At 40.4% G+C, this 26,960-nt stretch carries 28 protein-coding genes; 23 read left to right on the forward strand and 5 right to left on the reverse strand.

Features of this window, described 5'->3' with window-relative positions:
- Positions 1 to 112 precede the first annotated feature (112 nt).
- The 3 genes from IE199_RS01510 to IE199_RS01520 are packed head-to-tail and all read left to right on the forward strand — an operon-like array spanning position 113 to position 4,614.
- Entirely contained in the window at positions 113 to 1,300 is a 1,188-nt protein-coding gene (locus IE199_RS01510; RefSeq protein ID WP_189766949.1) for an acyl-CoA dehydrogenase, read from the forward strand.
- A 21-nt stretch (positions 1,301 to 1,321) separates the two neighbouring features.
- Positions 1,322 to 3,568 carry a thiamine pyrophosphate-dependent enzyme gene (locus tag IE199_RS01515; RefSeq protein ID WP_189766950.1) on the forward strand — a complete coding sequence of 749 codons (2,247 nt, stop codon included), beginning with the start codon at positions 1,322 to 1,324 and terminating at the stop codon, positions 3,566 to 3,568.
- On the forward strand, positions 3,565 to 4,614 hold the full coding sequence (locus tag IE199_RS01520; RefSeq protein WP_189766951.1) for an ACP S-malonyltransferase: 1,050 nt from the start codon (positions 3,565 to 3,567) through the stop codon (positions 4,612 to 4,614). Before IE199_RS01515 ends, IE199_RS01520 begins: the two co-directional genes overlap by 4 nt.
- On the opposite strand, the gene IE199_RS01525 is transcribed toward IE199_RS01520, so the two are convergent.
- A complete protein-coding gene (locus IE199_RS01525) occupies positions 4,611 to 5,390 on the reverse strand; it encodes a polysaccharide deacetylase family protein (protein WP_189766952.1) in 780 nt (259 codons plus the stop codon). The genes IE199_RS01520 and IE199_RS01525 overlap by 4 nt on opposite strands.
- Positions 5,391 to 5,586: 196 nt before the next feature.
- On the opposite strand from IE199_RS01525, the gene argR reads away from it, so the two are divergent.
- The 4 genes from argR (at position 5,587) to IE199_RS22050 (ending at position 7,152) form a co-directional block, all read left to right on the forward strand.
- Entirely contained in the window at positions 5,587 to 6,057 is a 471-nt protein-coding gene (gene argR / locus IE199_RS01530) for a transcriptional regulator ArgR (RefSeq protein WP_189766953.1), read from the forward strand.
- Between the two features lie 183 nt (positions 6,058 to 6,240).
- Positions 6,241 to 6,675, forward strand: coding sequence for a hypothetical protein (locus tag IE199_RS01535; RefSeq protein WP_189766954.1), 435 nt, complete (start codon positions 6,241 to 6,243; stop codon positions 6,673 to 6,675).
- Entirely contained in the window at positions 6,675 to 7,007 is a 333-nt protein-coding gene (locus IE199_RS01540; protein ID WP_189766955.1) for a helix-turn-helix domain-containing protein, read from the forward strand. Before IE199_RS01535 ends, IE199_RS01540 begins: the two co-directional genes overlap by 1 nt.
- A 13-nt stretch (positions 7,008 to 7,020) precedes the next feature.
- On the forward strand, positions 7,021 to 7,152 hold the full coding sequence (locus IE199_RS22050; protein ID WP_268245312.1) for a hypothetical protein: 132 nt from the start codon (positions 7,021 to 7,023) through the stop codon (positions 7,150 to 7,152).
- 49 nt (positions 7,153 to 7,201) lie between these two features.
- Here IE199_RS22050 and IE199_RS01545 read toward each other — a convergent pair whose 3' ends face one another.
- The 3 genes from IE199_RS01545 to IE199_RS01555 form a co-directional block, all read right to left on the reverse strand.
- Positions 7,202 to 8,002, reverse strand: coding sequence for a trypsin-like serine protease (locus tag IE199_RS01545; protein WP_189766956.1), 801 nt, complete (start codon positions 8,000 to 8,002; stop codon positions 7,202 to 7,204).
- 153 nt (positions 8,003 to 8,155) lie between these two features.
- Positions 8,156 to 8,437: a PQ-loop repeat-containing protein gene (locus IE199_RS01550; RefSeq protein ID WP_189766957.1), complete on the reverse strand. Its 282-nt coding sequence runs from the start codon at positions 8,435 to 8,437 to the stop codon at positions 8,156 to 8,158.
- Positions 8,430 to 9,077: an HAD family hydrolase gene (locus IE199_RS01555; RefSeq protein WP_189766958.1), complete on the reverse strand. Its 648-nt coding sequence runs from the start codon at positions 9,075 to 9,077 to the stop codon at positions 8,430 to 8,432. Before IE199_RS01555 ends, IE199_RS01550 begins: the two co-directional genes overlap by 8 nt.
- A gap of 160 nt (positions 9,078 to 9,237) precedes the next feature.
- Between IE199_RS01555 and IE199_RS01560 the strand changes: the two genes are divergently transcribed.
- A complete protein-coding gene (locus IE199_RS01560; RefSeq protein WP_229854467.1) occupies positions 9,238 to 9,990 on the forward strand; it encodes a DeoR/GlpR family DNA-binding transcription regulator in 753 nt (250 codons plus the stop codon).
- Between the two features lie 10 nt (positions 9,991 to 10,000).
- Here IE199_RS01560 and IE199_RS01565 read toward each other — a convergent pair whose 3' ends face one another.
- On the reverse strand, positions 10,001 to 11,092 hold the full coding sequence (locus IE199_RS01565) for an aldose epimerase family protein (protein WP_189766959.1): 1,092 nt from the start codon (positions 11,090 to 11,092) through the stop codon (positions 10,001 to 10,003).
- A 291-nt stretch (positions 11,093 to 11,383) separates the two neighbouring features.
- On the opposite strand from IE199_RS01565, the gene IE199_RS01570 reads away from it, so the two are divergent.
- From IE199_RS01570 to mraY, 15 genes are all read left to right on the forward strand, one after another.
- Entirely contained in the window at positions 11,384 to 11,854 is a 471-nt protein-coding gene (locus IE199_RS01570) for a GNAT family N-acetyltransferase (RefSeq protein WP_189766960.1), read from the forward strand.
- An 11-nt stretch (positions 11,855 to 11,865) separates the two neighbouring features.
- Entirely contained in the window at positions 11,866 to 12,951 is a 1,086-nt protein-coding gene (locus tag IE199_RS01575) for an energy transducer TonB (RefSeq protein WP_189766961.1), read from the forward strand.
- 218 nt (positions 12,952 to 13,169) lie between these two features.
- Entirely contained in the window at positions 13,170 to 13,967 is a 798-nt protein-coding gene (locus IE199_RS01580) for an SDR family oxidoreductase (protein ID WP_189766962.1), read from the forward strand.
- 89 nt (positions 13,968 to 14,056) lie between these two features.
- On the forward strand, positions 14,057 to 14,554 hold the full coding sequence (locus IE199_RS01585; RefSeq protein ID WP_189766963.1) for a YcxB family protein: 498 nt from the start codon (positions 14,057 to 14,059) through the stop codon (positions 14,552 to 14,554).
- A gap of 7 nt (positions 14,555 to 14,561) precedes the next feature.
- Positions 14,562 to 15,446 carry a sulfite exporter TauE/SafE family protein gene (locus IE199_RS01590; RefSeq protein ID WP_189766964.1) on the forward strand — a complete coding sequence of 295 codons (885 nt, stop codon included), beginning with the start codon at positions 14,562 to 14,564 and terminating at the stop codon, positions 15,444 to 15,446.
- A 108-nt stretch (positions 15,447 to 15,554) separates the two neighbouring features.
- Positions 15,555 to 16,568: a Fe(3+) ABC transporter substrate-binding protein gene (locus IE199_RS01595; RefSeq protein WP_189766965.1), complete on the forward strand. Its 1,014-nt coding sequence runs from the start codon at positions 15,555 to 15,557 to the stop codon at positions 16,566 to 16,568.
- The gene (locus IE199_RS01600) at positions 16,565 to 18,193 is read left to right on the forward strand and encodes an ABC transporter permease (protein WP_229854469.1); all 1,629 of its coding nucleotides are present in this window, start codon (positions 16,565 to 16,567) and stop codon (positions 18,191 to 18,193) included. The genes IE199_RS01595 and IE199_RS01600 overlap by 4 nt, the downstream gene beginning before the upstream one ends.
- Positions 18,190 to 19,236, forward strand: coding sequence for an ABC transporter ATP-binding protein (locus IE199_RS01605; RefSeq protein ID WP_189766966.1), 1,047 nt, complete (start codon positions 18,190 to 18,192; stop codon positions 19,234 to 19,236). Before IE199_RS01600 ends, IE199_RS01605 begins: the two co-directional genes overlap by 4 nt.
- A 241-nt stretch (positions 19,237 to 19,477) precedes the next feature.
- Positions 19,478 to 19,936: a division/cell wall cluster transcriptional repressor MraZ gene (gene mraZ, locus IE199_RS01610; protein ID WP_189766967.1), complete on the forward strand. Its 459-nt coding sequence runs from the start codon at positions 19,478 to 19,480 to the stop codon at positions 19,934 to 19,936.
- Positions 19,937 to 19,975: 39 nt separating this feature from the next.
- Positions 19,976 to 20,914 (forward strand): 16S rRNA (cytosine(1402)-N(4))-methyltransferase RsmH, encoded by a 939-nt coding sequence (gene rsmH / locus IE199_RS01615; protein WP_189766968.1) that lies wholly within the window; start codon positions 19,976 to 19,978, stop codon positions 20,912 to 20,914.
- 2 nt (positions 20,915 to 20,916) lie between these two features.
- The gene (gene ftsL / locus IE199_RS01620) at positions 20,917 to 21,228 is read left to right on the forward strand and encodes a cell division protein FtsL (RefSeq protein ID WP_189766969.1); all 312 of its coding nucleotides are present in this window, start codon (positions 20,917 to 20,919) and stop codon (positions 21,226 to 21,228) included.
- Positions 21,229 to 21,231: 3 nt separating this feature from the next.
- Entirely contained in the window at positions 21,232 to 22,959 is a 1,728-nt protein-coding gene (locus tag IE199_RS01625; protein ID WP_189766970.1) for a peptidoglycan D,D-transpeptidase FtsI family protein, read from the forward strand.
- Entirely contained in the window at positions 22,952 to 24,481 is a 1,530-nt protein-coding gene (locus IE199_RS01630) for a UDP-N-acetylmuramoyl-L-alanyl-D-glutamate--2,6-diaminopimelate ligase (protein WP_189766971.1), read from the forward strand. The genes IE199_RS01625 and IE199_RS01630 overlap by 8 nt, the downstream gene beginning before the upstream one ends.
- Positions 24,478 to 25,878, forward strand: a complete 1,401-nt coding sequence (locus IE199_RS01635) for a UDP-N-acetylmuramoyl-tripeptide--D-alanyl-D-alanine ligase (protein ID WP_189766972.1) — start codon at positions 24,478 to 24,480, stop codon at positions 25,876 to 25,878. Before IE199_RS01630 ends, IE199_RS01635 begins: the two co-directional genes overlap by 4 nt.
- Positions 25,878 to 26,960: a phospho-N-acetylmuramoyl-pentapeptide-transferase gene (gene mraY, locus IE199_RS01640; RefSeq protein ID WP_189766973.1), complete on the forward strand. Its 1,083-nt coding sequence runs from the start codon at positions 25,878 to 25,880 to the stop codon at positions 26,958 to 26,960. The genes IE199_RS01635 and mraY overlap by 1 nt, the downstream gene beginning before the upstream one ends.

Genomic DNA, 26,960 nt, shown 5'->3' on the forward strand with positions numbered 1-26,960 from the left:
TACAGTAATCATAGGTATAGAATTTGTCTATACATGATAAAGAAAAACTATATTTTAACTTTAGCTTATGCTTGGGTAATCTTTGTACAGTAACTAACTTTTTGGATTAGACATGACTACTGCAGATCAAAAACCGGTATTTAATTGGCAAGACCCTCTCAACTTAGATGCACTGCTCAGTGAAGATGAGCGCATTATTCGCGATAGTGCTCATCAATATTGTCAAGAAAGGTTAATGCCACGCATTCTAGAAGCAAACCGAACTGAACATTTTGACCCTGAAATTATGCGAGAGCTAGGAGAGTTAGGGCTTTTGGGCTGCACTATTTCCGAAAAGTACGGCTGTGCAGGTACAAATTATGTCAGCTATGGCTTAATTGCTCGCGAGGTTGAACGTGTAGACAGTGGTTATCGAAGTGCAATGAGTGTGCAATCTTCATTGGTGATGCATCCCATTAATGCTTACGGCAGTGAAGAACAAAAAATGAAGTACTTACCTAAGTTAGCGACCGGTGAGTTAATTGGATGTTTTGGTTTGACGGAGCCAGATTCAGGCTCAGATCCCGCTAGTTTGTCAACACGAGCGGTCAAAGTTGATGGTGGCTATCAACTTACTGGCAATAAAATGTGGATCACCAACTCGCCAATCGCTGATGTTTTTATCGTGTGGGCAAAACTTGAGGGTGTTATCCACGGCTTTATTCTTGAAAAAGGCATGCAAGGACTGTCGGCTCCTAAAATTGAAGGTAAATTTTCACTACGAGCTTCAATAACCGGTGAAATTGTTATGGATAATGTCTTTGTGCCAGACGAGAATTTATTACCTCATGTAAAAGGTCTTTCAGGGCCTTTTGGTTGTTTAAACAAAGCCAGATACGGTATTGCTTGGGGCGCATTGGGCGCTGCTGAGTTTTGTTGGCATGCGGCAAGACAATACACGTTAGATCGCTCGCAGTTTGGTAAACCGCTAGCGTCGACACAATTAATTCAAAAGAAACTGGCGGATATGCAAACCGAGATCACCACAGGGTTATTTGCCTCTTTGCAAGTTGGGCGTTTAATGGATGCAAACAACTTACCTCCAGAAGCCATTTCGTTAGTAAAAAGAAACTCATGTGGCAAAGCGTTAGACATTGCTCGAATTGCACGAGACATGCATGGTGGTAACGGTATTGCCGATGAATACCATGTGATACGTCATATGATGAATCTCGAAGCGGTCAATACCTATGAAGGTACACACGACATTCATGCGTTAATTTTAGGTAGAGCGCAAACCGGTATACAGGCGTTTTTCTAAGCAAAAGTCAGGGAGAGCGTCGTGAGTGATCGCAATCAGATAGTTAAAGATAACTTTGCCCGCTTTTTATTAAGTGGTCAGTTACCTGAAATACATCAAATACCTAGTCTAGAATCGTTAGGATTAACGGCTGCAGAATTGATGGATATGTTTGAATCACAAGTGATCTCACGTCACTTGGATCTGCACTCTAGGGTGATGCAAAAACAAGGTCAGAGCTTTTACACCATTGGCAGTTCTGGCCATGAAGGCAATGCTGCGGTTGCCAAAGCGTTTTCCATTAAAGATATGGCGTTTTTACATTACCGCAGTGGCGCCTTTATGGTGCAAAGAAGCAAACAGCTTGCCGGGCAAACACCTATCTACGATATGTTGTTGTCATTCGCTGCGTCAAAATTTGACCCTATCTCAGGTGGCAGGCATAAAGTTCTTGGCAGCAAAGCACTCAATGTGCCGCCACAAACCAGTACCATAGCATCACATTTACCCAAGGCGATGGGTACAGCGTTTTCCATCGGCTTGGCAAGACGATTGCACAAATCAGCAACGTTAGATGACGACAGTGTGGTGATATGCAGTTTTGGTGATGCCTCGGCAAATCACTCCACGGCACAGGGCGCTATCAATAGTGCTTTGTGGGCGGCGCATCAGTCATTAGCAATTCCTATCGTATTTGTTTGCGAAGATAATGGCATAGGCATTTCAACACATACGCCAGAACATTGGATAGAGGCAAATTTTCGCCACAGACCACATTTACACTATATTGCTTGTGATGGACTAAATTTATTAGATACCTATGCCGCTAGCCTTAAGGCCCGCAAAATTGCGAAAGAAAAACAACAGCCTGTATTTTTGCATATCAAGCTGGTGCGTTTATTAGGGCACGCAGGCTCTGATACTGAGTCCTCATATCACCAAACCAGTAAAATTGAAGAAAATGAACGCCATGATCCTTTGCTTTATTCTGCAAAACTTATGCTTTCACTTAACTTAGCGACGGTAGAACAGCTACTGAACATTTATCAGGGGATCAGTGAACGTGTTGAACAAGTAGCGAATCAAGTGCAAGGATTAGCTAAGTTGACAACGGCTGAGCAGGTGATGGAATCGATAATTCCTGACAATCAACCGCTTTCCTGCCCGACTTTACCTGTGGTAGATAGAGAAGTTTTATTTGCTCACGAGAAGCATAATTTGGGTAAAAAACAGCACCTAGCCAAAATATTAAATTGGACCATGCTCGATTTAATGGCGCAATATGACAATATTGTGGTGTTAGGTGAAGACGTTGCCCGTAAAGGTGGTGTTTATAACGTCACGACAAAATTGGTAGAAAAGTTTGGTAAAAACCGAGTGCTTAATACCTTGCTCGATGAGCAATCCATTTTAGGTGGTGCAATCGGCTTAGCGCATAACGGATTTTTACCTATGCCAGAAATTCAATTCCTAGCCTATGTGCACAATGCAGAAGACCAAATTCGTGGTGAGGCGGCTACTTTGTCTTTCTTTTCTAAAGGTCAGTTTACTAATCCAATGGTGATCCGAGTAGCAGGGCTGGCTTATCAAAAAGGTTTTGGTGGTCATTTTCATAACGACAACTCATTTGCTGTATTTCGCGATATTCCTGGTGTTGTCATTGCTTGCCCATCAAATGCTCACAGTGCGCCACAATTATTGCGCCAGTCAGTAGCACTTGCTCATCAACAGCGAAGGGTGGTGGTTTTTCTTGAACCCATTGCGTTGTACATGACCAAAGATCTTCATCAAGTTGGTGACGGTTTATGGTTGAGTGAATATCAGTTGCCGTCTTCAACATCACCACAAAGCGAAAACGACATGGCCATCGCCACACGAGGTGACGGTAAAGACTTATGTATATTAAGTTATGGCAATGGTTTTTATTTATCTTGTCAGGCACAAGCAGAGTTAGCTGAGCAGGGGATAAATTGCCGAATTGTTGATTTACAATGGCTTGCCCCACTTGATACTCAAGGAATTATTGAGCAAGTAGCGGCGTGTAATAAAACGCTAATTGTTGATGAGTGCCGTCAAACAGGTTCGATCAGCGAAGCACTCTATACGTTAATTGCCGAGCAACTGCCAGACAAAAACCAAACAGACATCGCTCGAATTTGTGCTAAAGACAGCTTCATTCCATTGGGGCAAGCAGCTTACAGCGTATTACCGAGTAAAGATGATATCGTGGCGAAGGCCAAAGACATGTTTGCTCAATCTGCTCACTCTAAACAAGGGGAAACAGCATGAGCCAAAAAAAACGTGCCATAGTGGTTTGCCCAGGAAGGGGCAGCTACAACAAAGAGGAGATGGGGTATTTCGCGCGATATCATAGTGATAAATCGTCACTATTAAACTCCTTTGATCAGTATCGAAATCAGCAAGGTGCAGAGCTAATATCAACGCTGGATAACAGCGCAAGTTTTAATCTAAAAAAACATACGTCAGCGGATAACGCATCTAGCCTTATTTATGCTTGTGCTTATGCTGATTCCCTGGCCATAGACACCGAACAATATGAATTGGTTGCAGTGACTGGCAATTCTATGGGCTGGTATATTGCACTTGCCGTAGCCCAAGCAATGAATGCTGAAAATGCTTTACAACTCATTGATACCATGGGCGCTATCATGGCCAGTGATGCACAAGGTGATCAGCTAATTTATCCGTTAGTTGACGAACACTGGCAAATTGATCTGTCACGTAAAGCAGCACTGGAAAGTCTATTGGATGAAGTCAATATAAATTATCCTAATGGTTTATTTCTCTCCATCGATTTAGGTGGGTATTGGGTATTTGCTGGTACAACAGCTGCGATAAATGCTTTGCAAGAAAAGTTGCCTGTCATAGACGAGCGTTACCCGGTGAAGTTATTTAACCATGCGGCTTATCACTCACCATTGATGGCAGAAATTTCGGCCAAAGCGATGAATATACTTGAGCAAGATAAATTTGTTGCACCCAAGGTACCCTTAATTGACGGCCTAGGGCATATTTGGCAGCCGTACAGCACAGACTTGGATAAACTATTTAACTATACGTTGTCGACTCAGGTAACTGAAACTTATCACTTTAATCGCGCAATTGAAGTGGCGATTAAAGAGTTTGCTCCTGAGCATATTATTTTACTGGGACCAGGGAGCAGTTTAGGGGGCTCGATTGCACAAAACTTGATTAACATGCAATGGCAAGGTTTAAGCTGTAAACAAGCCTTTATCGAGCGACAAAAATCATCGCCGGTATTGCTTTCTATGGGCATAGAGTCTCAACGACGTTTGGTGGTTAAAGCTAGTTAATCATTTGCTAGCAATGTATCTAAGCGAACAAATTGATAACCTTGCGCTAGATAAAATTCGATAATTGGGGCAAGGGCATTAACGGTATTTTGCCTATTGCCTCCGCCGTCGTGCATTAAGATGATAGCACCAGGATGTGCGTATTTTGTTGCTCTATCAACTAAGGTATCAACGGCATTGTCATTTTCGTCCCAATCTTTGGTGTCGATAGAAAACATAACGGTCACCATGCCATTTTTAATTAAATGTTCTACTTGAGTGTCGGTAATCCTGCCATAAGGCGGGCGAAAAATATTAGAGCTAATGCCGACAATTTGCTTTAACGTTGTCGCTTGTGAGGCGACTTGTTGCTGCCAAAACGTTTTAGCGTTGTTAAAGGTGCTGACGTCAGGGTGATCCCATGAGTGATTAGCAATTTGGTGACCTTGATGATGTATCGCCTTAACAATTTCTGGATGTTGTTGCATTTCATTGCCAAGCATAAAGAAGGTTGCAGGAATCTTGTACTTGGCTAAAACTTTCGCAATAGCGAGTGTGTATTGAGATGGGCCATCGTCAAAGGTTAGGCTAAGTAACTTTTTGCTGGTTTGAGCTTCTAAAATGTAATGCTGGCCAAAAGTTTTTGCCCTAGTTTCGTGAAAGCCGTTTAGGTTAATGTTTTCTCCTCGGATATGTGGTATTTTGCTTTGTGGCTTGGCGCTATTTTGTGTTGCCTGACAACCTAAAAGGTGAGATAAAATTAACATTGTTGCGGCATAAAAAAACGTTTTTGACATAGTCTTTAATCCAATTCCTTTTGTTTTCAATTCTATTTTTGTATATATATTCGTCTAAACAATATAATTATTAAGTGAAGTTATCAATCAGGCTTTTAAAATTAAATCATTAGTAAAAATAAAGTGAATAAATAGGTAGGCTAAAAGCTTAAATCCCGTTAAAATATTGCCACTAAATTTAGCGGTGAAAATTGATATGACGTCCATTCGCAAAAAAAATGAAGCAGAGTTAATTGCTGCTTTTAAAGCCTTACTTAATGAACAATGTTATGGGTCTCAAAGCCAACTTGCCTCAGCATTAGCCGAGCAGGGTTTTAAAAACATGTCGCAAGCCAAAATTTCGCGTTTACTGTCGAAATTAGGTGCTGTGAAAATGCGTAATGCTAGCGATCAAGTCGTTTATATTTTGCCGGATGAACTGGCCATTCCTAAGTCTCGTCAAGCAATACAATCTGTGGTTGTCAGTGTTAAACATAACAACATGCAAATTATTGTAAAAACGGGAATTGGCGGTGCACCACTTATTTCTCGAATGTTAGATAGTATGGGAGAAGCTGCTGGTATTTTGGGTACCTTAGCTGGCGATGATACTATCTTTATCGCACCAAGTGATGTGGCAAATATTGATAAAATCACGGCAGACATTAAACGCTTATTAGATGTTTAACCCTGCTGAACAAATTTTTTAAGAGGAGCATGATTGCTCCTTTTTTATTTGTATTTCATTGTGTTATAACTTTGTGACACCTAGTGTCATATGTCAAAAGCTGTCGTGTCATAACAAAGTCGGCGTATTTTTCTATATAAATTGCTTCAATGTGCAACAAGTTAATTTTGAACGAGAAAAGTGATGAACTCACCAATTAAAAAAGAAGAAAAATCTACCAAAGAAGCGAGCCACTTTACTGGATATCACTTTCAATTTGATGTTAATGGGCATCATTTTGAGATTAAAGCCTCTGCAAATTCTGGCAAAGAAAGTGTTTGGCTTGATGGAAAGCTTGTATCTGAACATCACACAATTCGCAGACGCTCATGCCATAAAATTAAGGTAGACAATAAACTTTATGAGATTGAATTTTATGTTGCCAAGTTGCTCACTGGTGAAGTCCATTGCAGTTTAATTGAGGATGGCACTCATGTGGCAACTAAAAAGCAGGCATTATCAGAAAATAAAATTGTTACCATAGCATTTACTGTTGCCGGAGGTATTGTTGGGTTTGCTGTTGGTTTTACTGTGGTTACGTATTTTGCTGGCAAATTAACTGGGGTGGACATACTGTAATGGAAGTAAATGCAGCAGTAATTAAGCAATTACGAACTGAACAAAATTGGACACAACAGCACTTGGCTGATGCATGTGGCTTAAGTTTACGTACCATTCAACGTGTTGAGCGATATGGTAATACGTCTAATGAAACCTTGATGGCTTTGGCTTCAGTATTTCAAGTAGAAAAAACGCAGTTAATTGCACCAGAGCAGCTTGTTGAAGTGATAGGAAAAACAGAAAGTTTAGATAAAAATCAAGAACGTGTATTAATCGTAAAAGGCATGTTTTGTGGTTTACTTTTAGGCGTGTTTATCACGGTGGTTTTGCAATATTTAATGAACATTTAAAGGGAGTGGGAAAATGAAAAATTGGTGGGCAACGTTAAGCAGTTCTGAAAAGTCAGCAATGCGTACATTTTTGGTTATTGGTGCTGGTATTGGTCTATTCGTGATAGGAATTAAATTAGGGCAACTGTGGGCAACCACATCTTAGCTTAGTGCACAGGCATTAACATATTTGTTAATGCCTGTGACTTTTCACCTTATTTTGTTGATTCATTGGTGATTTGATCAATCCAATCAGCGTAATAGGAAATACGAACCTGATAAGAGGAATTGCCAAATAATCCTGCGGTAAAGCTTTCGACATTACCTTCTATATAATCCCAGCTAAATAACCCAGCTAATTTCGCTTTACCATTATGTTCAATTACTAATGGACCGCCACTATCACCAGAGCCATCAATACCCTCCAAAGGCAGAGCACTTTTTCCTTGATCAAAACGGATCGACAACCACTGTTTCTCCGCACTCTCAAATTTATTTTGCATCGTGCGCAGTGTTTTAGTGCGTTTAGTTTCGAAAATTGCACCAGTCTTTCCGTCACCTGTTGCACCACGACCAAATGCAGTAATGATCTTTCCCTTTTCATCGAACGAACGGTTAATGTCAATAGGCTTTCTATTTTGAACTGGGCTAGATAATTTCACTAACGCTATATCATGGGTGCTTTTCATAAAAGTCATTAATGCTGAAGCGTCACCTTGTGTTAAGTGTTTTGGTGCCGTTTTAAACCCTTCGTGTTTAACCACTTTTTCGATGGTGTAATCTTTGCCGTCGATGGTTAAGGTTTTACCTTGATAATCATAAAAAATGACATGTTGCGCCGTCACAATCCATTGTGGTGCGATAAGTGCACCATGCCCCTCATGTGGCATATCAATTAAGAAAGACGGTACTTTGTTAATGATATGTTCATTAGCTTTGGTATCTTGCTGAATGACAATAGCTTGAGTGCTAAAACCTATGAATGTAAATAATAATGCCGCTACAACTTTACGCATAATTTGCCTTTATTTTAGTGATAAAGCATCGTTAGATGCTTAGGTAAAATAAAAGGTTTAAATTATCCATTAATTAGAGTGAGTTGCTCTTTTAAACGAATGCCTAAGGCAGCATAAATTGCGGTAAACATACCCTAGAAAAATCAACTTGCCTTAGAACAAGCTAATTAACAATATGGTTTGCAAAAGTAAGGCAATTGCATTGGTGATGATGATTGCTGAGCGTTTGAAAAAAAGGCCATAACTTAACCAAAAAGCAAACACCAACCAATAACCGCTGACAAAACCAATCGACAGCCCCGAAGGTGTGTCTCGTTGCCATTCGTTAAGCACCTGAGTCAATTGCGCGACACAGCCTAAAAGTCCGATGATTATGCCTGCCAAGTCCCAGCGCTTTTCCAACATTTCTTGTGTCTGAATTGAGTTATTAGACATGAAACTGCTCCTTGAGTTGGCTAATTAATGGCAAATAACTAGTAAACTGTGCTTTGATGTTTTTGTGCTTAGGATAATCAATATTGTCATTGCCTATGATGACAACATCGCAACCTGCAGACAACGCACTATTTATACCGTTAATTGAATCTTCAAATGCTAAACAGCGAGATGGAGCGGCCTTTAGTTGTTTAGCGGCTTCGGCAAAATGGCTTGGATCAGGTTTTCCTTTTTCTATCTGTTCAGCTGTTACCAGTATGTCAGGTATTTTTATTTCAGCGGCGTTTAAACGTTTAGTCGCAAGTGGCAAGGTAGCCGATGTTGCGATCCCCCAAGGCAAGTTTAAATGCTCAACTAAGGTTAAAAACTGGCTGGCAGCCTCTATTTCTTTTATCTCACTAATTTCTGTTTGTTCTAATTCATTTAAGCTTTGAAATTCTTTTACCGGGTCTAAATGTGGCGCAAATTCATGCAAACAGTCTTTAAGTTGTGTACCTCGTGTTGCACGCAATACCGTTTCTAGGTCAAGCTGGTGATGATTACACCATATGGAAAAAGCTCGCCTTTCTGCTTCAGATGAGTCTACTAAAGTGCCATCCATATCAAAAATCAGTGCTTGGTATTTTAAAAAATCGATCATAACTTTCCTTGATTTATATTTGCATGAAAATGCGTTGTATGCCTGTTTTGTGGTGTTTTTTAGTCAAAAGGTGCATCATGGTGCAACTAATTTACCCTTGATAGTGATAAAAATGCAAGTAAAATAGGCATAAACATGCAAAAAAGCGCAAGGGTATATTTTGATCGCTGATAGACAACAACAAATTCTGCAACGTTTAAATCAAGCCGGCAAAGTTCTGGCAACAGAACTAGCAGAAGAGCTAGGTGTATCTGAGGATACGATAAGGCGTGATTTGAATAAAATGGGGCAGCTTAACTTATTACGGCGAGTGCATGGCGGTGCCTTGCCACTGCAGTTAGATGTGCCGGATTATGCCGATAGATTAGAAAAGAAGGACCCAAAAAAGCAGAAACGTGCTAATCAAGCGGTTAGTTTACTCAAGCCTGGGCAAACGATATTTATTAATTCAGGTGAAACTTGTCGCTATTTAGCATTAGCTATTCCAAAGGAAATGCCTTTAACTATAGTGACAGCTTGCCCTCTGGTGGCCTGTGAATTGGTTCATCACCACAAAGCTGAAGTGATTTTACTTGGCGGCGTGTTGTTTAAACCAGCGCTACGTTGTGCTGGGGCAATTGCATTGGATATGGTTAGGCGGATCAGAGCAGATATTTGTTTTATGGGTATTTGTGCATTGCATCCTGAGCACGGCATCACAGCTAAATATATTGAGGAAGCAGCCATGATGCGTGCGATGATCGAACAATCAGATCAAACCATCGCCATGGGTGGAAGTGATCGTTTAGGGCTGATTTCTAACCATGAAATCACGCCACTTAAACAACTAGATGCGTTAATAACTGATAAAGATGCCGATCCGACAATGTTAAAACTCATTAAAGCAAAAAATATGGCAATTATCCTTGTTTAAATGCCATTTTTTAAGCTTGAACAGAAAAACAATAACGAATTGTGCTATTAAACGGTTCGTTTGGCTCTAATAAGGTATTAGACAATTGGTGGCCATTTTGTCTGTTATTGGCACGTTGTGGCTCTAAGCACAACGCGCCACGTTTTTGATACTTAACATTATTTTTTCCGTAGTGACTACCATCAATATAGTTTGCAGTATAAAGAATCAAACTTGGCTGATCTGAATACATCGTTAACACTCTTCCGCTTATAGGTTCAACTGCTTGAGCTGCGTATGTCTCGCCGTTTAATACGTTATCATCAACCAACCAATAATTATCGAATCCACGACCAATTTGAATTTGTTCGTCATCACTGTCTATGTGTTTAGCCAATGGCGTTAATTGTAAGAAGTCATGCGCAGTGTTTTTTACTGCCTTAATTTCACCTGTTGGAAATGCGCGTTTATCCATAGGCAAATAGTGGCATGCATTGATTTTTATTTGATGGTGGTGAACTTGACCACTGTCATGACCAGCAAGATTAAAATAACTGTGCTGAGTTAAATTTAATAGTGTCGTTTTATTGGTGGTTGCATGATACTTGACGACAAGTTCATTATCGTCCGTTAATAAATAAGTTACTGAAACGCGAACTTCACCCGGAAAGCCGTTATCTCCGTCAGGGCTAATATGGGTTAAGGTTAATTGGCTATCGTTTTCCTGAAGGTTTTGTTCAACATGCCACAATACTTTATTAAATGCCTGGTGACCTCCATGCAGTTGGCTATCAGGTGTGTTCAATGTTAATTGATATTGGTGATTGTCGATTGATATCTTTCCTTGATCAATTCTACCTGCGTACCGGCCAACAACTGCTCCTAAGTAATAGGTGTCCTGTTGGTAATCGCTAACATTGTCGTACCCCAAAACAATATCGGTGAGTCTTCCTGTTTTATCTGGCGTAAATATTGAAACAATAGCAGCACCAAAATCCGTAATGGCAACACGCATTCCTTGTTTATTGGTTAATATAAAAAGCTTAGCCTGCTGACCTGTTGATGTTTGGCCAAATGGTTGCACCGATAAACGTTGTACATTGTATGTTTCAAAGGTGGACATAAAGACTGCTCCAAAGATTGACTGACAGGTAAAGGTCTAATGTTTGATAAGTAACCGACCTAATTACCAATATAGTAGCGAGTCGTTGAAAGCAGTGATAGTGTTTTTGTTAATATTTTATTACAAAAATAGTCGTTATTATCAAGGCCAGAAATCAAGGTAGTGTTAGCTGTTTTTACCTTTGAAAAAATTGATTTAGCACACAGACTTTTTTAGCTGTATAGTACTCATGTTACTAATGTGTTAATTTTTATCGATAATTCCAATTTTATATTGAAGTATTTTAAGACGATGCATACAGCCAAAATTAGAGAGGCTACACTGAACGATTTACCTGTTTTGAGAGCCTTCGAGCAAGGTATCATTGAAGCTGAACGTCCTTTTGAGCCGCAACTAAAATCAGAACAAATACATTATTATGATTTAGAGACTTTGATTACTGCTGAACATGTACATTTAGTTGTTGTGGAATTAGATGGCATTGCAATTGGCTCAGGCTATGTACGTATTGAAAAGGCGAAACCTTACTTAAAGTACAATTTTAAAGGCTATGTAGGCTTTATCTATGTTGTTGCTGAACAACGAGGGAAAGGCATAGTAAAACTGATTTTATCAGCGCTAGAAGAGTGGAGCAGTATGCAAGGTGTTGAAGCTTTGCATCTTGACGTATTTTCACAGAATGCTAGCGCTATTCGCGCATACGAAAAATTTGGTTTTAAAGCCAATTTAATTGACATGCGAAAAATGATTAATGTTGAGTAAAGGAGAGTACCGTGGCATTAAATACCAAGTCAAAAAACATAACAAAAATGGTTGTTGCAGGAGCATTATCTGCAACTGTGTTTTCAAGTGCAGCGTTTGATGATGCGACAGCATTATTAGCTAAACAATTAAAAACGATAGAACCCCCTACGCCGATAAAAAGAGTTAATCCTGACTACCCTAAGGAAGCCGCAATAGAAGGTAGAACAGGTTGGGCGAGGTTTAGCTTTATTGTTGAACCAGATGGTTCTGTATCTAATATTTTAAAGCTTGATTCTTCTGGCAGTGAAGACTTTGAACGAGCTTCGATTAAAGCAATTAAACGTTGGAAATATGAGCCGGCAACTGTCGATGGTAAACCTATCCAGCGCTGTTTTAATACCGTACAAATGGATTTTGCTATGAAGGGCGATGGAAATAGTGAATATGCGGTTAGAAGACGTTTTAGTACAAAGTATAATAATGCTCAACAAGCACTTAAGGAAAACAACTTAGACGAAGCTAAAGAACTAATTGATGAATTGTCGTCTATAAAGAATCGTTTCATCGCTGAGAATAATTTTTTACAAACAGTTAAATCTGCATACTTTAAAGCCAAGGGGGATAAAATTCGCCAGCTAGAGAGTCTATCAAATATTTCTTTTGCACATGAAAGCAAAAAGTCAGAACCACATGAGTTTGCAGTGTTGCATCAGCAGTTTGTATTAGCAGTTGAGTTAAATCGCTTGAAGCAAGCTTTTGATGTGTATGAGCAATTAGTTGAATTACCTTCTGCAAAAGACTATTTGAGTGCTTACAAAGAAACCTTAGATAAAGTAACTGCCTTTGTTGCGAGTGAAAATAACATCGCAGTAAATTCGATCATTGATGAACAACCGTTTTGGTCTCACACCTTAGTTAGAAATAATTTTACCTTTGCAAATATTGAAGGTGCTTTAAGTAAGCTAGAAGTACGTTGTAATAACAAATTTCATGTGTTCAATATCAATGAGCAATCATCTTGGCAAGTACCTGAGTCTTGGCAAGGTTGCAGCTTAGTGGTTTATGGTGAAAAGGATACGCGATTTACCTTGGTTGAACTGGCTAAGAGCGCTTAACCATAATTTAGCTATAACAAATTGATAAATAAAATAATGGCAAATTATTAAGCAAATTTTAATTTGCCTTCTATACTATGAAATGAAGCGATAATTCTGCTTCAAGTTAAGCATTTTTCCACTTCTGTTGTTTCATGAATGGCGCACCTAAACTTTTTTGGGGTTTAGGTGCGTTTTATTTTATATTGAGGTAACAGCCTACTCACAATAAAAATAAAATGAATCTAGCGAACAAAACCATTTGGATCACAGGGGCCTCTTCGGGTATAGGTAAAGCACTAGCAATAGCTTGTTCAAAACAGGGCGCTCGCATTGTTTTATCGTCACGAAATACAGAAGCATTAGAGCAAGTAAAGTCGAGCTTAACGTCATCTCAGCAACACCTGATAGTACCTTTAGATTTAGCACAACCTGAGCAATTAAATGAATTGGTCGTTAATGCGATGTCGCAAATTGGTCGTGTTGATGTATTGGTAAATAATGGTGGTATAGGGCAACGGGGATTTGCGTGCGAAACTCAGCTAGATGTACAGCGAAAAGTGATGGAAGTAAATTATTTTGGTGCTATTGCCATGACTCAAGCGCTATTGCCTTTTATGAAGCAGCAAGGTCAAGGCACTATTGCTACTGTGGCTAGCGTAGCAGGGCTAATAGGTGGTAAGAGTATGGCTGGTTATAGTGCATCAAAACACGCAATAATTGGCTATATGGATTGCCTAAGAGCGGAAGAAACCATTAATGGCATCAAGGTGTTAAATATTTGTCCAGGCTTTGTACAAACCCAAATATCTGTCAATGCGTTTCGAGGGGACGGCTCAAAATTTGATGAAATGGCCAGTTCAATTGCTAATGGTATCGCCGTAGAAGATTGTGCCGATCAAATTGTGACGGCATTAGAAAAAGACAAAGCACAAGTTATTATTGGCAAAGGCATTAGCTACTGGGCGCCTACGGTGTACAGATTTTTCCCTGCTATATTTCGTCGATTAGCGGCAGCAAAAAATTATAGAGAGTAAGATTTAATGTTGGACAAAGAGCAAAAAATTCTGTTTTCTTACAAGATACGTAGGTAAAATGCCGCGCTAAAAACGTTAACTATAAGACCATGTCAGACAAGTTTTTTTATCAAACAACTTATACACTAGATAAAGCTTATTATCGAGAGTGTTTTGAGCAGTCCTCTAAAGCTAGAGCTGACTTAAAAGATTATTATAAAGCCATTGGTCTTAGTGCAGTGGGCGGGCTACTTGTTATCTTTACTGATGTGAATCCATATGCGGCTTGGTTTCTGTTTGTATTGGGTGTGATAGAAGCATTAAGCGTGCGTTTTAAGAAACCTTGGTGGGTGACTAGGCAAATGCTAAGTCGAGCAGCAAATCACAATGTGCAACTTACCATTGATAAACACGGCTTTACGACCACTCTCATGGGCGAAAAACAGCATATTGGCTGGCATGACATTCAGCAACTGTGTCAAACAGAAAAAGGCTGGCTACTTCATACCAGTAAAGGAAAGCATTATATTTCACAATTGGTGCTTTCTGATGATGCCTGCGGCTATTTAAATAAAAAATCAGCTGCGCTTTCCAATAAAGCTCATTAGTTCAACTATGTCACCTAACCGCTTTTCCATTCGTCTCACCAGTCCTTGGTTTATTTTTCCATTTATCAGCTTGTGGTTAGCTTTAGTTGTTATGTCGCCGATGGACCTTGCGGGAATATCTTCTTACGTAATGTTCAGCTTTTTAGGTGTGTTAGGGGCTATTTTTGCCAACTCAACAGGGGCGGGTGGTGGCGTAGTCTTTATTCCTGCGTTTAATGAACTGTCGTTTACTGAACAACAAGCTATTGCGACAAGTTTTGCTATTCAATGTTTTGGTATGACAGCTGGCTCATTAACTTGGTGGCATCACTATAAAACTGAAAAAAACGAGCTGAAACTATGGCATGGCTTTAAACGCATAATCTTAGTCGCAACACTAAGCTCTATATTGGGACTGTGGCTGGTATATGGCAACAATGTTGCGCCACCCAATAGTTTGCACCACAACTTTAGTTGGTTCTCGCTGGTTTTAGGTTTATGCATAGTCATCACGGTATTTTTTGTTAAACCAAGCAGAGATCATAGTGATGTAGCACTGGTTGATTGGCTAGCTATAGTTGTTATTTGTTTATTTGGTGGCGCAATTACTGCTTGGCTTTCCGTGGGCGTAGGTGAATTGTTAGCCATTTATTTAATATTAAGGCGTTTTGATGTCACTATGGCAGTGGCAGCCGCTGTGATTGTTTCTGCATTTACTGTGTGGTCTGCCATTTGGCAGCATACGTTGGTGTCATTTGAAGTGTATTGGCAGGTCGCTTTGTTTGCGGGGCCTGGCGCGGTAATTGGTGGAATATTCGCAAAAACCTTAGTAAGTTATATGTCAGCAACCCGCTTAAAATTGTTTTTTGCATTTTGGTTACTTGTTATCGGTATTGTTGGTATTAAAGGTTAAATGAGAACGGTTCTCAAAAGTTGACGAAAGCCCTTTAATTCTTTAATCTTGCCGCCAATTTTACTGTCGTTAATAGAATCGCTCGATAATAAAAAAACTGGAAGAACTATGTTTAAAAAGACTTTAATTAATTCGGCATTAGCTATTTGTGCCATCTTACCTACATTTTTGGCTCAAGCCGGCGAAGAAGTTAATGTCTATTCATATCGCCAAGCAAACTTGGTTAAGCCATTATTTGATGTGTTTACTGACCAGACTGGCGTTAAAGTTAATGTTGTATTTGCTAAGAAAGGTATGGCAGAGCGCTTAGCCAGAGAGGGGATTCATAGCCCTGCTGATGTATTGTTAACAACAGATATTAGTCGTTTAATCGAATTAAAAGACAAAGGGTTAGTTCAACGTGTGGACTCATCAACCATTGAACAAGCAGTGCCAGCTCACCTGCAAGCAGAGGACGATACTTGGTTTGCTTTAACGACGCGAGTCCGCAATATTTACTCGTCTAAACGCCTGGGTGATATCGATATAAGTTACGAAGATCTGGCAGATAAAAAATGGCAAGGTCGAATTTGCACACGCAGCGGTAAACATCCATATACGGTTGCTTTGGTTGCTTCAATGATTGCTCATCATGGTGAGACAAAAACATTAGAGTGGTTAAAAGGTGTTAAAGCGAATCTAGCGAGAAAACCTCAAGGTAACGACAGAGGACAAGTTCAAGCTATTCATCAAAATCTCTGTGATTTAAGTTTGGGCAACAGCTATTACTTTGGCAACATGTTAACGAATAAAGACCAGAAAGAATGGGCTGATGCCGTGAATATTAACTTTCCAAATCAAGGCGATCGTGGCGCACATATCAACGTGTCAGGTGTGGCGCTAGCAAAGCATGCTCCAAACAAAGCTAATGCGATTAAGTTAATGGAATTTTTAGTGTCTGAGCAAGCCCAACAAATGTACGCTGAAACGAATATGGAATACCCTGTGCGTGAAGGAGTAAAAGTGTCTGACCTTGTAGCTTCATGGGGTAAATTTAAAGCAGATTCTCTGCCATTAACTGAGGTGGCAAAAAACAGAAAAGCAGCAATAAAACTGCTCGACCAAGCAAAATTTGATCTGTGACTCTAACCCCTAAACGCCCAATATGGGCACTAAGTTCATGGTTGTTTGCACTGGCGCTTATGGCGCCAGTTGCCGTTATGATATGGTCAGCTTCTTCGGCAAACCATGATACTTTTTTGCATCTATGGCAAACAGTTTTACCAGATTACATCATCAACACCCTGTTGTTGGGCGGATATGTCGTCTTGCTGGTTATATGTTTTGGTGTGATCTCAGCCGCTTTAGTCACTCGCACGAATGTATATGGGCGCAAGATGTTACGATGGCTGCTATTGCTGCCATTGGCTATGCCTGCTTATGTCATTGCTTATATTTATACTGATTTGTTCGATTATGCTGGCCCAGTTCAGCGCTTTCTCCGCGATATATTTGCTTGGCAATCACCTCAAGATTACTGGTTTTTTGATATTAGGAGTTTGTTTGGTGCGGCGCTAATGATCGCGCTGGTGCTTTTTCCTTATGTTTACATGTTGGTGCGTACGGCCTTTGAATGCCAAGATCCACAAATGATAAGAGCAGCGCGTTCGCTAGGATTAAATGCAAGACAAACCTTTTTTAAAGTTTCATTACCATTAGCTAGGCCTGCCATAGCGATATCAGCGAGTTTGGTGTTAATGGAAACGTTAGCAGATTTTGCAACGGTGCAATATTTTGCCGTCAATACCCTAACAACCGCAATTTATGATACATGGTTGGAATATGGCGAGCTTTCTACCGCCAACGCGATTGCCAGCGTTTTGTTGATATTTGTATTGATCGTGTTGGTATCAGAGCAACGTGCTCGTGCTAAACAGTCACACCAAGTTAATTCACGCCAACACATCGAACATGTTTATACATTAACTGGCATTGAGCAAATTGCCGCTAGTGCATTTTGTTGGGGGCTCGTTGTTTTTGGCTTCTTGTTACCTTGTGGCATTTTGTTAGACATGGCATGGCGATACTTCGATGTTGAGCAATTTAACACTTTGTTGTCGTCTGGTCTTAATAGCTTAGAAGTTTCCTTTTACGTAGCATCTATTGCTAGTGTGTTAGCGCTATTATTTGTGTTGTTTAGACGATTAAGTCAGGTAAAACTGTCAGCACTACCATTAAAGATCTCGGGGCTGGGTTATGCTATCCCTGGGACGGTGTTAGCGATGGCGATGTTAGCAACATTTGGACCTTTAGATCATGTGATTAATGATCTAGCAGTGCAATTTGGTTTTAACGCGCCAGGGTTAGTTTTATCAGGCAGTGCTTTTGCAATCGTATTTGCTTTGGTGACTCGATTTTCAGCTATTGCCAATGGCACCATAGCCAGTGGCGTTGAACAAATACCACAATCACTCGATTATGCCCCCGCAAGTTTAGGTGTTGGCTTGTGGCAAACTATCAGACAAGTGCATATTCCACTACTTAAATCCTCATTTGTTGTTGCTTGGTTGTTAGTGTTTGTTGAAGCGATGAAAGAATTGCCAGCGGTATTGGTTTTAAGGCCGTTTAATTTTGATACTTTAAGCACACATATTTATCAAATGATATCCGATGAACGCTTGGAGCAAGGCGCAATTGGCGCTATCCTCATCGTTGCCTTTGGTTTGATCCCAATTGTCATACTAAATAAAAAAGAGAAAAATCATTGAAGCCCATCTTAACGATTAAAAACTTGTCTGTTCTTTTGCAAGATAAACTGATTTTGCAAGATGTTGAGTTATCCTTGGCCGAAGGTGATATTTTAGGATTAGTAGGCCCTAGTGGTTGTGGCAAAACGACTTTGTTAAACACCATTGCGGGGTTTGTTGAGCAAAGCCGTGGTGAAATTTGTATTGACGACATTCATATCGGTGCTGGTTCTCATGTGCCACCAGAGAGGCGGCAAGTTGGGGTAATTTTCCAAGATTACGCGTTATTCCCACATAAAACCGTGGGGCAAAATATTGCTTTTGGTATTCAAAAACTGAAAAAAAGTGAGCAAGATTATCGCGTTGCTGAATTGTTAAAGTTGCTGGCGTTAACTGAACTATCGGAACGTTTTCCACACCAGTTATCCGGTGGACAGCAACAACGAGTTGCCATTGCTCGAGCGTTGGCCGTTAGACCAAAACTACTTTTACTTGATGAGCCGTTTTCAAATATAGACGCACGATTACGTGATGAATTAATGATTGAACTTCGCTCGTTGTTAAAGTCGTTTAACATGAGCGCAATCTTTGTTACTCATAACAAAGATGAAGTGTTTACATTTGCTGACAAAATAGCGTTACTGCATCAAGGAAGTATCATACAAACAGGCGCACCAAAAGCCGTATTTGAACAACCTGCCAGCTGGCAAGTGGCTGACTTTTTGCAAATTGGCAGTTGGCTGAAAGTGAAATCAGTTGGTAATAGTCTGTTTACAGCACTTGGCGAAGTTAATTGTGAGCAGCTCACAGACACGCCTGATTCGTCGATAGAGTTATTAATTAAGCCTAAATACTTAAAGCTCATTGAAGCAGAAGCAAATTGCATCGTTAAACACATTACTTTTACTGAGCAAGGCTATCATTACATCTTAGCTAGCTTAGATAAGCACTGTGCGTTATCATTTGAGCGCTTAAGTTTTTATAGTGAACAGTTATTGGCAGTGGGTGAAAAAGTCGCGATCCACATTATTGCACATCAATACCAAATTTTTGTCCGAGAATAACCTACTGATATCCACAAAGCCCAATTTTTACAAAAAATTTAGTGAAATTTGGGCCGCTGATCCACAAAACTCCACAAAAACATAAACTTCGCCGAAAGCCTTTATTTTATTGCTGATCACGGCGATCAAAATAGCAATTCTTTGCTTGACATACCTTTACTTATCTCTCTAAACTGTATCAATGTGGAAAAAAGTGGGGAAAAGTGGATCTTGATGGATTCTACGGATTAAAAACAAGGTTATGTTTAGAGGCACCAGTTCAATTACGTTAGACAGTAAGAACAGAATCACGATACCGACGAAGTATCGCGAGGAGCTTATGAACGATTGCCAAGGAAAATTGATCTGTACCGTTGATATTCAAAATCCATGCTTGTTGTTATACCCACTTCCAGAATGGGAAGAAATTGAATTAAAGCTATGCAACTTATCCAACATTAACCCGCAAGAGCGTTTATTGCAGCAAGTATTACTAGGCAATGCTTCTGATTGCGATATGGATAAAAATGGCAGATTGCTCATCAATGGCCCCCTTTGTGAACACGCAAACTTGGCAAAAAATGTCATGCTTGTTGGCCAGTTAAAACGATTTGAAATTTGGTGTGACGAGGCATGGAAAGCACATATGCAAAAAGGCATCGCGCAAATTCAATCTGGCCAAGTAGAGCTTACAGAAAGATTGTTAGATCTTTCACTTTAGAAATTAACAAAAACTTAAAAACAACGGCGATAACACAACGTGCAACCTGATAAATCTCACATTTCTGTGATGCTAGACGAGGCAGTCGCAGAGCTTGCGTTAGATCCTGATGGCGTCTATATCGATGGCACGTTTGGTCGCGGTGGTCATTCTGGATTAATCCTTAGTAAACTTTCTAAAAATGGTCGACTTGTCGCCATTGACCGCGATTTAACAGCCATTGAAGCGGCTAAAAAATTTGCCGATGATGCTCGATTTTCTATCGTGCATTCTGGCTTTAGCGAATTACTACAAATTGCTGAACAACAGCAACTGATGGGTAAAGTAGACGGTATTTTACTCGATTTAGGTGTTTCTTCACCGCAACTAGATCAAGCAGAGCGCGGCTTCAGTTTTATGAATGACGGCCCACTTGATATGCGGATGGACACATCAAAAGGCCAAACTGCTCAAGAATGGTTAGCTGTTGCTGATGTTGAAGATATTAGCTGGGTATTAAGAACATTTGGTGAAGAAAAACATGCGTGGCGTATTGCTAATGCAATTGTAGATGCCCGTGAAGAAGAGCCTTTAACACGTACGGGGCAGCTTGCAGCACTTATCAAAAAAACTGCACCACAAAGAGAAATCAAAAAGCATCCAGCAACACGAAGCTTTCAAGCTATTCGTATGTACATTAACAGCGAGCTTGAACAAATCGAAAATGCGCTAAAAGCATCTTTATCAGTGTTAAAGCCAGGTGGTCGATTAGTCATTATCAGCTTCCACTCACTTGAAGATCGATTAGTAAAACAGTTTATGAAAAAACACTCACAAGGTAAGCAAGTCCCACGAGGTCTGCCAGTGAGTGAAGAAGAAATTAATAAAGGAAAGAAACTACGTTTAGAAGGCAAATATAAACCTTCAAAATATGAAGTAGAGGCTAACGTTCGCTCTCGCAGTTCAGTGATGAGAGTGGCTACAAGGTTGGCGGATTAATCATGTCTTCCAAAGTCATTTTGGCTTTTGAAGTTTGGCATGACATTAAGCAACACATTGCAATATATGTGTTGCTTTTGTTGGTTGTACTTTCAGCGTTTTCAGTGGTGTATTTTACGCACTTAAATCGCCAGAGCACCAGCGAGTTAGAACATTTATTGACTGAACGCGATGTATTAGATGTTGAGTGGCGTAATTTGTTACTAGAGCAAAATAGCTTAGCTGAACACAGTGCCATTGAGTCTGAAGCAGAAAGAAAATTGCAGATGGTAAAACCTACTGCAGACAATGAAGTAATTATTAGGTTGAAATAACAAGTGGCAACTAAGGTAAGTAAGTACAAACAAATAACAGCGTCATGGCGATTTTATCTCGTCATCGGTGTTATTGTGCTCGTTTATTTTATCTTGATTGCTCGAACAGCCTACATTCAAGTGATTGAACCGGAAATGCTCAAAGAGCAGGGTGATATGCGATCACTTCGTACCACAGCAAACAAAGTACATCGTGGTTCTATTGTTGACAGAAATGGCGTTGAACTAGCGGTCAGTGTTCCTGTGCAGACGGTATGGGCAGATCCAAAAGTTGTTATGGAAAATAACGCCCTGTCTATGACTGAACACTGGAAAGCACTGGCAGATGTACTTGATAAAGACGTTAAAACAATTACTGAGCGTGTAGCTCGTGACCCTGCAAAACGTTTTGTCTATGTTGAACGACAAGTGTCTCCAGCGATGGCTGACTACATCAAGCAGTTAAAAATTCCTGGTATTTATTTACGAAAAGAATCAAAACGTTTTTATCCAACGGGTGAAATTAGTGCTCATATTGTTGGCTTTACCAATGTTGACGACGAAGGTATTGAAGGTATTGAACGTGTTTTTGATGATGCGTTAACCGGTGAACAAGGGCAAAAACGTTTTCGAAAAGATGCCAAAGGCAATCGTATAGAAGTATTGGAGTCAATAAAAGCGACGCCGCCTAAAGACGTAACGTTAAGTATAGATCAACGAGTTCAAGCACTGGCCTATCGTGAATTAAAAGGCGCGATCAAAGCGTTTAAAGCGAGTTCAGGCTCAGTTATCGTTGCCGATGTTTCTACTGGAGAAATCTTGGCGATGGCAAACGGCCCTTCTTATAACCCCAATAATCGTCGTGGCGTTGCTATTCACCGTTTCAGAAATCGTGCTATTACTGACTTTTATGAGCCTGGCTCTACAATGAAGCCTATTGCTGTGTTATCTGCTCTAGAATTTGGAGCCATTGAAAAAGATACGGTAATCGACACTAGCAAACGCATTATGCGCCTTGGTGGTCGACGAGTTAGTGACCCAAGAAGCTACGGTAAACAAACGCCTGAAGATATTTTAGTCAATTCATCAAACTTGGGCACTTCGATGTTAGCCCTGTCTTTGCCAAAAGAGTTTTTCCTAGACTCGTATTTTAATGCGGGTTTTGGTGAGTCAACAGGCATTGAACTTATTGGCGAAAGTCAAGGCATCATGCATACACGTTCTCGCTGGTCACAAGTTGAATTGGCAGCACTTTCTTATGGTATGGGCGTTTCTGCAACAACTTTGCAAATGGCGCGCTTTTACTCTGAAATTGCCAATGGTGGTATGAAACTACCTTTTACCATTATTAAACGTGATCCAAAGGCTCCGATAGTTAATAAAGAGCGTGTTTTTTCTGAGAAACACTCAAAAAATGTGTTGCTGATGTTAGAGCAAGTTATTGCTCGTAAATATAAAAATGCGGCAGTTGATGGCTATCGAGTCGCAGGTAAAACCGGCACGGCATTTAAAGCGGTAGCTGGCGGATATGGTAACGACTACGTTGGTTTGTTTGCTGGTATCGCACCTGTTTCAGATCCAAAAATTGTCGTTGTGGTTGTTATCAATGAACCTGGTGGCGACCTTTATCACGGTGGTGAAATTGCCGCGCCTGTATTTTCTCGTGTTATGCAAGGCTCATTGCGTTTATTAAACATTGCACCAGACGAACATACTGCTCCTAACGCTAAAAAAGGAGACAGTAATGCATAAGGTTTCGCCTTTATTTATTAAAAACTGGCTGGCTGAGTTTGAAATTACACTTAACGTAACGTTTGATGAAGCCGAACGCTTTTTAGTAAACGATAGCCGTCAGATAAAAGCGCACGATATCTTTTGTGCAATCAATGGTCATAACCAACACGGTGCAGATTTTGTTGATGATGCCTTGGCAAAAGGTTGTGATTTAATTTTGCTTGAGTGCGACCTAGCTTCACAACACGGCAATACACAGACGCGCCAAAATAATGCGGGACAGTCTGTAGACGTTGTTTCATTTTATCAATTAAACCGTCAATTGTTTGCGCTAGCAAAAGCGTTTTACCAAGCACCACAAGACTCGTTAAATATCATTGGTATCACGGGGACTAATGGAAAAACTAGCACTAGCCAAATTCTTGCAAGATTACTGCAACTACACGGCGAAAACGCTGCCGTAATTGGTACTAATGGTGCTGGCAACATAGACCATATTTGCCCCATTAATAACACTACGCCAGGCGCAACAGAATTACACCAATTGATGTGGCAATTTAAAGAGCAAGGCGACAAACACGTGGTAATGGAAGTGTCATCTCATGCGCTTGCTCAAGGCCGTGTGCATAGTGAACTATTTGATATTGCTATGTTTACAAATTTGACTCGCGATCATCTGGATTACCATCAGACGATGGAAAATTATGCCGCAGCAAAATTTCAAATATTCTCACAACAAACTCAACAATTGGCGGTTGTTAATGGTGACGATAACCAAGCACAAGCTTGGTTGCCACGATTAGATAACAAACAATCTGTTGTTGTTTACGGGTTTTCTCCACAGATAAGCAAAGCGTCAGCATTTGTACAGGCAACAGAAATAAATTTACATGCAAAAGGATGTGACTTTTTACTGCGTACTCACGTTGGTGATATCAGACTAAGCAGCCGTTTGCTGGGCCAATTCAATATCGCCAATTTATTGGGCGCTATTGCGGTGTTAGTCAGTAGGGCTGTTCCTCTATGCACTATTGCTGAGCTTGTTAGTAAATTAAGTCCCATTGCTGGTCGTATGGAAACCTATGGCGGAAATGGCAAGGTCACTGCGGTGGTTGATTACGCTCATACCCCTGACGCTCTAGATAACGCTCTTGTTGCATGTCGTCAACATTGTAAAGGCGCTCTTTGGGTGGTATTTGGCTGTGGCGGTGATAGAGATACAGGTAAGCGCGCTTTAATGGGAGAAGTTGCAGAGCAACATGCAGATCACATTGTGATCACTAATGACAACCCAAGAAGTGAGGCACCTGAGAATATAGCAAATGACATTTTGTCAGGCTGTATTCATCAGGAAAAAATTAACATAGTGCTTGAAAGGCAAGAAGCAGTGCTATTTGCACTGAATAACGCAGCTGCGCATGACGTGGTTTTGTTGGCTGGGAAAGGTCATGAAAACTACATAGAAATGCAAGGCAAACGAATTAATTATGATGAAAGAGAGCTGGTTAGCTCTTATTTCGCCCAAGAGGCACGCTTATGATTCCTTTAACTTTAATCGAAATAGCTGATGTAGTAGAAGGCAAACTAACGGGCGCTGATAGCACTATTGAAGCAATAAGTACCGATAGCAGAGCGCTAACGTCAGGTGCTGTATTTTTGGCATTACGTGGTGCAAATTTTGACGGCCACAAATTTGTAGAACAAGCACAACAAGCAAACTGTTCGGCAGTGATAGTTGATCACCTATGTGACATAAATATTCCACAAATCGTGGTAAAAGATACCCACCAAGCTCTAGGACTATTAGGGGCTTATGTTAAAGCCAAAGTAGCTCCTAAAACTGTGGGCATTACCGGTAGTAGTGGCAAAACCACGGTAAAAGAAATGGTTGCTGCTATTTTGGCGCGACTAGGAAAAGTGCTTGCAACCAATGGTAATTTTAATAATGACATTGGTGTGCCATTAACACTACTGCGTTTAGAGCATGACCATGATTTCGCCGTTATTGAAATGGGTGCAAATCATATGGGAGAAATCTCCTATACCTCAGGATTAACCAAACCGGATATCGCGGTAATTAACAATATTGCTGCTGCCCATTTAGAAGGTTTTGGTGACTTATGTGGTGTGGCACGCGCTAAAGGTGAAATCTATGAAGGGTTATCTGAAGGTGGTGTTGCGCTATATAACCAAGATTGCAAATTAGCCAATAAATGGCAATGGCGTTTAGTTGATAAAAAAGTACGTACCTTTTCTTGTGTAAGTGCTGCAGACTGTTATAGCAGTGATGTTGTGTTAGACGAAAACGGCTGTGCTGCATTTACTTTGCATGTAGTAGGCAAAGGCTCTACTTTCATCGAGTTAACCATTCCTGGTCGCCACAATGTGTGTAATGCCGTAGCGGCAGCATTAATTGCTGTTGAATTTGGTGCGTCGCTAGATGATATCCGTTTAGGTCTTGCCGAAATGGCGCCAGTAAAAGGGCGTTTAAATCTATACCAAATTAACGACAACTTTAAGTTAATCGATGATAGCTACAACGCGAATGTTGAATCAATGAAAGCTGCATGTGATTTAACGGGCTCTTACCCTGGTCGCACTATTCTTATTTTTGGTGATATGGGTGAGTTAGGTGCTGATGCGCGCGGTTATCACCAAGAAGTGGGTGAATATGCTGCGGGCAAAAATATCGACGATATGTTAACTCTTGGCGTGTTAAGTCAAGCTACAAGCGACGCTTTTGAACGCCGTCATCAAGGTCGTGGGCAACATTTTAATACTCGTGACGAGCTAATTTGTCATTTACAAAATTTGCTTGCCAATGAGCAGCAGCAAATTTCAATTCTAGTAAAAGGATCGCGAAGTTCTCGTATGGAACTTGTTGTAGAGGATATCTTAAACTGGCGCAATGGCCAAAAACATGAGGAAATTGCTTAATGTTGCTTTGGCTTAGCGAATATTTAGTTCAGTATTTTAGTGCGTTTAACGTTTTTTCGTATTTAACGTTTAGAGCGATTGTATCAACGTTAACTGCGTTGGGGTTATCTCTGTATTTCGGTCCAAAACTTATCCGCTATTTACAGCGCATGCAAATTGGCCAAACGGTACGTGACGATGGTCCTGAAAGCCACTTGTCAAAATCTGGTACACCTACTATGGGTGGTATTTTGATCTTGGGCGCTATTATTTTTAGTGTGTTGTTATGGGGTGATTTGACTAACCGTTACGTATTAACGGTATTATTTGTTGTGACCTCATTTGGTATTATTGGTTTTGTTGACGATTACCGAAAAGTTATCCGCAAAGATTCAAAGGGGCTAATTGCTCGTTGGAAATACTTTTGGCAAACGGTGTTAGGTTTTGGTACCGCGTTTTTCTTATACGCGACGGCGCAACAACCTCAAGAAACCGCATTGATACTTCCTTTTGTTAAAGACGTATTACCGCAGCTAGGTATGCTGTATATCTTACTGACGTACTTCGTGATTGTCGGTACCAGTAATGCAGTAAATTTAACCGACGGATTAGACGGTCTTGCCATAGTACCTACTATCATGGTGGCTGGTGCCTTTGCTGTTTTTGCCTATGTAACTGGTAACGTTAATTTTTCCGCTTACTTAAATATTCCTCATATCCCATTAACCAGTGAGCTTGTTGTTGTTTGTACAGCGATAGTTGGCGCTGGCTTAGGTTTTTTATGGTTTAACACTTATCCCGCTCAAGTATTTATGGGCGATGTTGGCTCGTTGGCGTTAGGTGCATCACTGGGTGTGATTGCAGTATTAGTTCGCCAAGAGTTGGTGTTATTTATTATGGGCGGTGTTTTCGTGATGGAAACCCTATCGGTTATTTTGCAAGTAGGCTCATATAAACTCAGAGGTCAGCGTATATTTCGCATGGCGCCCATTCATCACCACTACGAATTAAAAGGATGGCCAGAGCCACGAGTGATCGTGCGTTTTTGGATCATTTCTTTGGTCTTAGTACTAGTGGGTTTAGCGACCTTGAAGTTGAGATAA

This window comes from Thalassotalea marina, assembly GCF_014656435.1.
GTDB classification, from domain to species: domain Bacteria; phylum Pseudomonadota; class Gammaproteobacteria; order Enterobacterales; family Alteromonadaceae; genus Thalassotalea_C; species Thalassotalea_C marina.

What these genes read in the sequence shown, in the direction of transcription:
- IE199_RS01510 (WP_189766949.1), top strand. Translation starts at nt 113, where the DNA reads ATGACTACTGCAGATCAAAAACCGGTATTTAATTGGCAAGACCCTCTC.
- IE199_RS01520 (WP_189766951.1), top strand. Translation starts at nt 3,565, where the DNA reads ATGAGCCAAAAAAAACGTGCCATAGTGGTTTGCCCAGGAAGGGGCAGC.
- IE199_RS01525 (WP_189766952.1), bottom strand. Translation starts at nt 5,390, where the DNA reads ATGTCAAAAACGTTTTTTTATGCCGCAACAATGTTAATTTTATCTCAC.
- argR (WP_189766953.1), top strand. Translation starts at nt 5,587, where the DNA reads ATGACGTCCATTCGCAAAAAAAATGAAGCAGAGTTAATTGCTGCTTTT.
- IE199_RS01535 (WP_189766954.1), top strand. Translation starts at nt 6,241, where the DNA reads ATGAACTCACCAATTAAAAAAGAAGAAAAATCTACCAAAGAAGCGAGC.
- IE199_RS01540 (WP_189766955.1), top strand. Translation starts at nt 6,675, where the DNA reads ATGGAAGTAAATGCAGCAGTAATTAAGCAATTACGAACTGAACAAAAT.
- IE199_RS22050 (WP_268245312.1), top strand. Translation starts at nt 7,021, where the DNA reads ATGAAAAATTGGTGGGCAACGTTAAGCAGTTCTGAAAAGTCAGCAATG.
- IE199_RS01545 (WP_189766956.1), bottom strand. Translation starts at nt 8,002, where the DNA reads ATGCGTAAAGTTGTAGCGGCATTATTATTTACATTCATAGGTTTTAGC.
- IE199_RS01550 (WP_189766957.1), bottom strand. Translation starts at nt 8,437, where the DNA reads ATGTCTAATAACTCAATTCAGACACAAGAAATGTTGGAAAAGCGCTGG.
- IE199_RS01555 (WP_189766958.1), bottom strand. Translation starts at nt 9,077, where the DNA reads ATGATCGATTTTTTAAAATACCAAGCACTGATTTTTGATATGGATGGC.
- IE199_RS01565 (WP_189766959.1), bottom strand. Translation starts at nt 11,092, where the DNA reads ATGTCCACCTTTGAAACATACAATGTACAACGTTTATCGGTGCAACCA.
- IE199_RS01570 (WP_189766960.1), top strand. Translation starts at nt 11,384, where the DNA reads ATGCATACAGCCAAAATTAGAGAGGCTACACTGAACGATTTACCTGTT.
- IE199_RS01580 (WP_189766962.1), top strand. Translation starts at nt 13,170, where the DNA reads ATGAATCTAGCGAACAAAACCATTTGGATCACAGGGGCCTCTTCGGGT.
- IE199_RS01585 (WP_189766963.1), top strand. Translation starts at nt 14,057, where the DNA reads ATGTCAGACAAGTTTTTTTATCAAACAACTTATACACTAGATAAAGCT.
- IE199_RS01590 (WP_189766964.1), top strand. Translation starts at nt 14,562, where the DNA reads ATGTCACCTAACCGCTTTTCCATTCGTCTCACCAGTCCTTGGTTTATT.
- IE199_RS01595 (WP_189766965.1), top strand. Translation starts at nt 15,555, where the DNA reads ATGTTTAAAAAGACTTTAATTAATTCGGCATTAGCTATTTGTGCCATC.
- mraZ (WP_189766967.1), top strand. Translation starts at nt 19,478, where the DNA reads ATGTTTAGAGGCACCAGTTCAATTACGTTAGACAGTAAGAACAGAATC.
- ftsL (WP_189766969.1), top strand. Translation starts at nt 20,917, where the DNA reads ATGTCTTCCAAAGTCATTTTGGCTTTTGAAGTTTGGCATGACATTAAG.
- IE199_RS01630 (WP_189766971.1), top strand. Translation starts at nt 22,952, where the DNA reads ATGCATAAGGTTTCGCCTTTATTTATTAAAAACTGGCTGGCTGAGTTT.
- IE199_RS01635 (WP_189766972.1), top strand. Translation starts at nt 24,478, where the DNA reads ATGATTCCTTTAACTTTAATCGAAATAGCTGATGTAGTAGAAGGCAAA.
- mraY (WP_189766973.1), top strand. Translation starts at nt 25,878, where the DNA reads ATGTTGCTTTGGCTTAGCGAATATTTAGTTCAGTATTTTAGTGCGTTT.